Origin of the sequence: Corynebacterium sp. (genome assembly GCF_012837295.1) — a bacterium.
In the GTDB taxonomy this organism is placed as follows: domain Bacteria; phylum Actinomycetota; class Actinomycetes; order Mycobacteriales; family Mycobacteriaceae; genus Corynebacterium.
This window is the reverse complement of the sequence record NZ_DURI01000299.1, coordinates 1-6,965: the sequence shown is the minus strand read 5'-3', so window position 1 is coordinate 6,965 and position 6,965 is coordinate 1. Positions and strand designations below refer to the sequence as shown.

The window sequence follows — 6,965 nt, the reverse complement described above, 5'->3', positions numbered from 1 at the left end:
GGTGACGGCGGTGACGGCGGTGGCGGCGACGAGGGGCGGCGTCGATGCATGCAGATCGCCGACGGCGACCCCTCCCCTTGGCGGATCGAGTTAGGGAACACTTGGTCGAAAAGTGCGGATGAAGGCCGATAACCTGCTGGCATGGCGCTCTACGACAAGCTGGTCTCCCCGGCCGACACCTCGGACATGCCCGACGACGTCGCCCGCGACGTCCCCGCCAACGGCATGAAGTTCATCGCGGCCAACGGGCTGCAGAACGCCGGCGACCAGGTGATCAACCCGAAGACGGTGCTGCCATGGCTGCTGACGGCCCAGGGCGCGCCCGGCCTGGCCATCGCGCTGCTGGTCCCGATCCGCGAGTCGCTGTCCATGCTCCCGCAGGCCGCGCTGACGCCGTGGGTGAAGCGCCGCGCGCACCGGAAGTCGGTGTGGGTGGCGGGGTCGATCACGCAGGGCGTGATGGCGCTGGTCATGGCGTTGTCGGCGGCGGCGCTCGACGGCACGGTCGCGGCGATCGCCATCCTCGCGGCGCTGGCCGTCTTCGCGCTGGGCCGGTCCCTGTGCTCGATCGGGTCGAAGGACGTGCAGGGCCGCACGATCCCGAAGGGCCAGCGCGGGCAAATCACGGGCTTGGCGACGGTCCTGTCCGGCGTGGTCGCCATCACCCTCGGCCTGGGCATCCGCTGGTTCGGCGGCGATGATCTGCCGACGTCGGTGCTCATCTGGATGATCGCGATTTCCGCCGTGACCTGGCTCATCGGCGCGGTGGTCTTCCACCGGGTCACGGAGCCGTCCGGCGAGACGTCGGAAGATTCCGCGGGCTCGTGGGTGAAGGAGTCCTGGGATCTGCTTTCCGACGATGCGCCGTTCCGGAACTTCGTCATCGTCCGTTCGCTGCTGCTGGTCTCGGCCCTGTCGCCGGCGTTTTTCGTGTCGCTGTCGGCCGAGCGCGGCGACGGCGAGCTCTCGGGGCTGGGCCCGTTCTTGATCGCCTCCGGCGCGGCGGCCATTCTCGGCGGGCAGGTCTCCGGCAAGCTGAGCGACAAGTCGTCGAAAAGCACCATGACCTGGGGCGCCGGCCTGGCCTCGCTGATCCTGCTGGCGGTGATGTCGCAGGTGACGTTCGCCGAAGGCTGGTCGGGCTGGGCGCTGCCCGTGGCGTATTTCCTGATCACGCTGACGCACACCGGCGTGCGCGTGGCGCGAAAGACGTACGTCGTCGACATGGCCGAGGGCGACCGGCGCACGACGTATGTCGCGGTGGCCAACTCCGCGATGGGCGTCATCTTGCTGGCGACGGGCGCGATCTCGGGCGGCCTGGCGATGCTGGGCACCATGTGGGCGCTGGGATTCTTCGCGGTGCTGGGGCTCATCGGCGTCGGCATGGCGCGCGCCCTGCCCGAGGTGTCCGCGCAGGGATAACCCGATCCCGCCCGGCTCTGCGGGTAGGGTTTCCGGGGTATCCCACGACGAACGCACGAGGAGACCCCCATGAGCAACGGCACCGGCACGCCCACCGCCGTCGTCATCCTGGCCGCCGGTCAGGGCACCCGCATGAAGTCGGACACCCCGAAGATGCTGCACGGCATCGGCGGGCGCACGATGCTGGAACACGCCCTGCATGCGGCCCGCGGCGTCGACCCGGAGCAGATCGTCGCCGTCGTCGGCCACCAGCGGGAGAAGGTCGTCGCGGCGATCTCCGAGTGGGTCGGCGCGCAGCCGGAGGGGTCGCTTCCCAACGGGGTCGGCACCGCCCACCAGGCCGAGCAGAACGGCACCGGCCACGCCGTGCAGTGCGCCCTCGACGACGCGGCGCTGCAGGACTTCGAGGGCACCGTCCTGGTGACCACGTCCGACGTGCCGCTTCTCGACGCCGAGACGCTGTCCGCCCTGCTGGCGGAGCACAACCGCAAGCCGCGCGCCGCGGTGACGGTGCTGACGTCGACGGCGTCGAACCCGCACGGTTACGGCCGCATCATCCGCAACTCCGACGGCGAGGTCCTGCGCATCGTCGAGGAGAAGGACGCCACCGACGACGAGCGCCGCGTCACCGAGGTCAACTCCGGCGTCTACGCCTTCGACGCGGCCACGCTGCGCGACGCGCTGACCAAGCTGGACACCGACAACGCCCAGGGCGAGCTGTACCTCACCGACGTCATCGGCATCGCCCGCGAGGCCGACCGCTCCGTGCGCGGCCACCGCCTGGACGACGCCATGGTCGTCGCCGGCGTCAACGACCGCGTGCAGCTGGCCACCCTCGGCGCCGAGCTCAACCGGCGTCTGACGGAGAAGGCCATGCGCGGCGGCGCGACCATCGTCGACCCCGCCACCACGTGGATCGACGTGGACGTGGAGATCGGCCGCGACGTGACCATCCTGCCGGGCACCCAGCTGCTGGGCGCCACGGTCATCGGCGACGGCGCGACCGTCGGCCCGGACTCCACGCTGCGCGACGTCACCGTCGGCGAGGGCGCCACCGTCTACCGCGTGCACGGCACCGACTCCGTCATCGGCGCGAACTCCGAGGTCGGCCCGTTCACCTACCTCCGCCCGGGCACCGTCCTCGGCGAAGAGGGCAAGCTCGGCGGCTTCGTGGAGACCAAGAAGGCCGTCATCGGCCGCGGCTCGAAGGTGCCGCACCTGACCTACGTCGGCGACGCCGAGATCGGCGAATACTCCAACATCGGGGCCTCCAGCGTCTTCGTCAACTACGACGGCGTGAACAAGCACCGCACCGTCATCGGGTCCCACGTGCGCACCGGTTCCGACACCATGTTCATCGCCCCCGTCAACGTCGGTGACGGCGCCTATTCCGGTGCGGGTACTGTAATCAAGGACGACGTTCCCCCCGGGGCGTTGGCGGTCAGCGGTGGCCCCCAGCGCAACATCGAGGGGTGGGTCCAGCGGAAGCGGCCGGGCACCCCGGCGGCGGAGGCGGCCGAGGCGGCGCAGGCCGCGGCGGGCGATTCCGTCGGCGAGGGCGACGGCGCCCCGGGCAACGGTCCGGACGCCTCCGCGTAAGCCGAAGAACGACCAGGAAGGCCAGGCCGACTAGATGACCGGCGAGTGGATCGACAACCAGAAGAACCTCATGATCTTCTCCGGGCGCGCGCACCCGGAGCTCGGTGACGCGGTGGCGAAGGAGTTGGGCGTCGAGCTGACCCCGATGACCGCCCGCGACTTCGCGAACGGCGAGATCTTCGTCCGTTTCGAGGAGTCCGTCCGAGGCTGCGACGCCTTCGTTCTGCAGGCGCATCCGGCGCCGCTGAACAAGTGGCTGATGGAGCAGCTGATCATGATCGACGCGCTCAAGCGCGGCTCCGCGAAGCGCATCACGGCGATCCTGCCGTTCTTCCCCTACGCCCGCCAGGACAAGAAGCACCGCGGCCGCGAGCCGATTTCCGCCCGCCTGGTGGCGGATCTGCTCAAGGCCGCCGGCGCGGACCGCATCGTGTCGGTCGACCTGCACACGGATCAGATCCAGGGCTTCTTCGACGGCCCGGTCGACCACATGCACGCCATGCCGATCTTGGCGGACTACATCAAGGACAACTACTCGCTGGACAACCTGTGCGTGGTCTCCCCCGATGCGGGCCGCGTGAAGGTGTCGGAGAAGTGGGCGAACACGCTGGGCGACGCCCCGCTGGCGTTCATCCACAAGACCCGCAGCGTGGACGTCGCCAACGAGGTCGTGGCCAACCGCGTGGTCGGCGACGTCGATGGCCGCGTGTGCCTGCTCATCGACGACATGATCGACACCGGCGGCACGATCGCCGGCGCGGTGAAGGTGCTGCGCGAGGCCGGCGCGTCCGACGTCATCATCGCCACCACGCACGGCGTGTTCTCGGGCCCGGCGAAGGAGCGCCTGTCCAAGTGCGGCGCCCGCGAGGTCATCACCACGGACACGCTGCCGCAGTCGCACGAGGGCTGGGACAATCTGACGGTCCTGCCGATCGCCCCGCTGCTGGCGCAGACGATCCACGAGATCTTCGAGAACGGCTCCGTCACCACCCTTTTCGAGGGCCAGGCGTAGTTCCCGGAGGATCATGTCCACCGACGCGCCCGTTTTCCGCACCGCCACCGACGAGGACCGGGAGGCGATCCGCCGGTTCCACGCGCTGACGGAGCTGTGGCCCGATGGCGAGGGCGAATTGTCCCGGGAATTCGCCGCCGACGACGTGAAGTACGTCGACCACTGGTCGGCGGAGGACGACGGCGCGATCATCGCGGAGATCGCCGGCGAGATCGCCGGCGGCGCCTGGCTGCGCCACTTCACCGCCGACGACCCCGGCTCCGGCTACGTCAGCGACGACGTGCCGGAGGTGGCCATCGCCTTCGAGCCCGCCTTCACCGGCCGTGGCCTGGGCAAGCAGCTGATGGCGGAGGTCCTCGACTTCGCCCGCGACCGCGGCGCGCCGGCCGTGAGCCTCACCGTGGACATGGGCAACGAGCGCGCCTGCCGGTCGTATCTCGGCGTCGGCTTCGAGTTCACCGAGGGCGCCGTCGACGTCGAGGGCTACCGCACCATGATCCACCGCTTCTAGCCCCCTCCGCGAGGCGGCGGGACGTCGTCGAGCAAAGGCGCCCACGCGATTTCGTCCGGCGCCGACCGTCGGGTAGCATTCCACGAGTTATGTCTCGGCGAGGGTGGCCCGAGAGCGCGCACCGCGCGAGCGACGGCCCCGTTATCGACGCGACGCATGCTCCACCCGGCCCCGCCGCCCCGACAGGGACGCGGCGGCACCGGCAAGCGCGTGCCACGTGATCGACTCCCGAACCCCAACGATTTGCAGGAGTCAGATATGGCGAAGCCCAACATCATCAAGCTGGAAGCCCGCGAGCGCACCGAGTTCGGCAAGGGCGCCGCCCGCCGCGCCCGCGTCGCCGGCGACATCCCCGTGGTCATCTACTCGAAGGACCTCGACGCCCCGAAGCACGTTCTGGTCGACTCGATCGAGTTCCACGGCGTCATCCGCAACTACGGCGTCAACGCTGTCCTCGACCTCGACATCGACGGCGAGTCGCAGCTGTCCATGGTCAAGGCCCTGGACCAGAACCCGCTGACCCTCAACATCGACCACGCCGACCTGCTGGGCATCCACCGCGGTGAGAAGGTCGAGGTCGAGGTGCCGATCGTCCACGAGGGCGAGCTGGCCCCGGGCGACGCCCTGATCATGCAGGACGCCGACACCATCCTCGTCCTCGCGCCGGTGCTGTCGATTCCGGAAGAGATCGTCGTGTCCGTCGAGGGCCTGGACGTGGGCGCGCAGATCCTCGCCTCCGACGTGACCCTGCCGGAGGGCCTCGAGCTCACCGACGACCCGGAGCTGCTCATCATCAACATCGTCGAGTCCGAGGAGGACCCGGCCGGCGACGTCGACGCCGACGTCGAGGGCATGGGCGAGGACGAGCTGCCCGACGCGCCCAAGGCCGAGGAGGGTGAGGGCGAGGAGTAATTCCCCCTCCCCCGCCTTCGGGCGTGCGGCCGGTCCCGGATCGGTCGCTTCCCGTACTTTTGCGACACAGCCCCCCGCCGGATTCGTTTCCGGCGGGGGGCTTCGTCGTGCGGTGCCGCGATCCCGCGCGGGTCGTCGCAAAGCACATGTGGGAAGATGACGGGCATGTTCGGACGCGCCAAGCCCTCCCCCGCCCCGTCGGATGCCCCGCCGATCCTCGTCGTCGGACTGGGCAACCCCGGCCCGAAATACGCGGACACGCGGCACAACGTCGGGCAGATGGTGCTCGACGAGCTCGCGGAGCGGACCATCCCGATGCCGTCGACGTTTTCCGCGCACAAGCGGTCCAACGCGGAGATCGTGCAGACCCGCTGGACCGTCGGGACCGGCGACGCCGCGACCGAGCGTCAGGTGATCCTGGCCAAGCCGCGGACGTACATGAACGTCTCCGGCGGGCCGATCAGCGCTCTGGCGAAGTTCTTCAACGTCGAGCCGACCGACGTCATCGTGGTGCACGACGAACTGGATCTCGACCCCGGCGTCATCCGCCTGAAGCGCGGCGGCGGCGAGGGCGGGCACAACGGCCTGCGGTCGACCACGAAGTCGCTGGGCACCAAGGATTACCTGCGGGTGCGCGTGGGCATCGGCCGCCCGCCGGGGCGCCAGGATCCGGCGGACTTCGTGCTGCGCGCGTTTTCCACCGCCGAGCGGCGCGACCTGCCGTTCTGGCTCCAGGACGCCGCCGACGCCGTCGAACTGATCGCCCGCCATGGACTGGAGGCCGCGCAGAATCAGGTGCACCAGCGGTAGCGGCGGCCGCAGGCCCACCCCGTCCGGGGCTGTTTCGATGAGAGTCCGCTCATCTTCGGATCATCATGGCTTCATAGGCGCTGACCAGTGCTCTTCGCGGAAATGAATGCTTGACGACGGCCATTGTGGCGCCTTGTCCGCCCTGCTTCACTGGGTTTCGCCACCCACCACGAGGACGGGAACGGGAAGCCACCGGTTGGCGGATGACCCGACTTTCGTCCCCTGCACCTAAGGAGCAGAACCATGGACATCACGGGATTCTTCGCCGGCGTCGTCGCCGCCGTCACCGCCTTCTTCGGAGGTGCGGCGCCCGATCAGCCCGCGCCCGCCGACGCCCCGCCCCCGGCCCCGCCCGCCGTCGTCTCCGTCGACGACGACTGGGATGACCGGGACGACGACGATTGGGACGACCACCGAGACGACGATGACGACGACGATTGGGATGACGACGGCGATGATGACGACGACGATTGGGACGACCACAACGACGATGACGACGACGATGACGACCGCTGGGACGACTAAGCACGTCGCTCGCGGAGCCGTCGGTCCGTCGTAAAGCGTCCGCTCATCTGGATACGTCGCCTCCGGGTGACGGGGCCTCGCCTCACCACGGGGCCACCAACCACCATCCACCAACCACCATCCACCAAACTCCGGTCGCCAAGCCCCGACCACCAAACTCGGACCACGAGATCG

The 6,965-nt window shown here is 69.5% G+C and carries 7 protein-coding genes; all 7 read left to right on the top strand.

Features of this window, described 5'->3' with window-relative positions:
- The first annotated feature begins 141 nt into the window (after positions 1–141).
- The 7 genes from GX015_RS09700 to GX015_RS09670 all read left to right on the top strand — a co-directional run bounded on the left by GX015_RS09700 (position 142) and on the right by GX015_RS09670 (position 6,791).
- On the top strand, positions 142–1,422 hold the full coding sequence (locus tag GX015_RS09700) for an MFS transporter (RefSeq protein WP_291344725.1): 1,281 nt from the start codon (positions 142–144) through the stop codon (positions 1,420–1,422).
- Between the two features lie 69 nt (positions 1,423–1,491).
- Entirely contained in the window at positions 1,492–3,021 is a 1,530-nt protein-coding gene (gene glmU, locus GX015_RS09695) for a bifunctional UDP-N-acetylglucosamine diphosphorylase/glucosamine-1-phosphate N-acetyltransferase GlmU (RefSeq protein WP_291344723.1), read from the top strand.
- A gap of 34 nt (positions 3,022–3,055) precedes the next feature.
- The gene (locus GX015_RS09690; protein WP_291344722.1) at positions 3,056–4,033 is read left to right on the top strand and encodes a ribose-phosphate diphosphokinase; all 978 of its coding nucleotides are present in this window, start codon (positions 3,056–3,058) and stop codon (positions 4,031–4,033) included.
- Between the two features lie 13 nt (positions 4,034–4,046).
- A complete protein-coding gene (locus GX015_RS09685; RefSeq protein WP_291344720.1) occupies positions 4,047–4,544 on the top strand; it encodes a GNAT family N-acetyltransferase in 498 nt (165 codons plus the stop codon).
- Positions 4,545–4,802: 258 nt separating this feature from the next.
- Entirely contained in the window at positions 4,803–5,456 is a 654-nt protein-coding gene (locus GX015_RS09680; RefSeq protein ID WP_291344718.1) for a 50S ribosomal protein L25/general stress protein Ctc, read from the top strand.
- Between the two features lie 165 nt (positions 5,457–5,621).
- Positions 5,622–6,266 carry an aminoacyl-tRNA hydrolase gene (pth, locus tag GX015_RS09675; protein WP_102211837.1) on the top strand — a complete coding sequence of 215 codons (645 nt, stop codon included), beginning with the start codon at positions 5,622–5,624 and terminating at the stop codon, positions 6,264–6,266.
- Between the two features lie 243 nt (positions 6,267–6,509).
- A complete protein-coding gene (locus tag GX015_RS09670; protein ID WP_120983992.1) occupies positions 6,510–6,791 on the top strand; it encodes a hypothetical protein in 282 nt (93 codons plus the stop codon).
- Positions 6,792–6,965 lie beyond the last annotated feature (174 nt).

Coding starts and splice junctions, on each gene's coding strand:
- pth (WP_102211837.1), top strand. CDS start 5,622: ATGTTCGGACGCGCCAAGCCCTCCCCCGCCCCGTCGGATGCCCCGCCG.
- GX015_RS09690 (WP_291344722.1), top strand. CDS start 3,056: ATGACCGGCGAGTGGATCGACAACCAGAAGAACCTCATGATCTTCTCC.
- GX015_RS09700 (WP_291344725.1), top strand. CDS start 142: ATGGCGCTCTACGACAAGCTGGTCTCCCCGGCCGACACCTCGGACATG.
- GX015_RS09685 (WP_291344720.1), top strand. CDS start 4,047: ATGTCCACCGACGCGCCCGTTTTCCGCACCGCCACCGACGAGGACCGG.
- glmU (WP_291344723.1), top strand. CDS start 1,492: ATGAGCAACGGCACCGGCACGCCCACCGCCGTCGTCATCCTGGCCGCC.
- GX015_RS09670 (WP_120983992.1), top strand. CDS start 6,510: ATGGACATCACGGGATTCTTCGCCGGCGTCGTCGCCGCCGTCACCGCC.
- GX015_RS09680 (WP_291344718.1), top strand. CDS start 4,803: ATGGCGAAGCCCAACATCATCAAGCTGGAAGCCCGCGAGCGCACCGAG.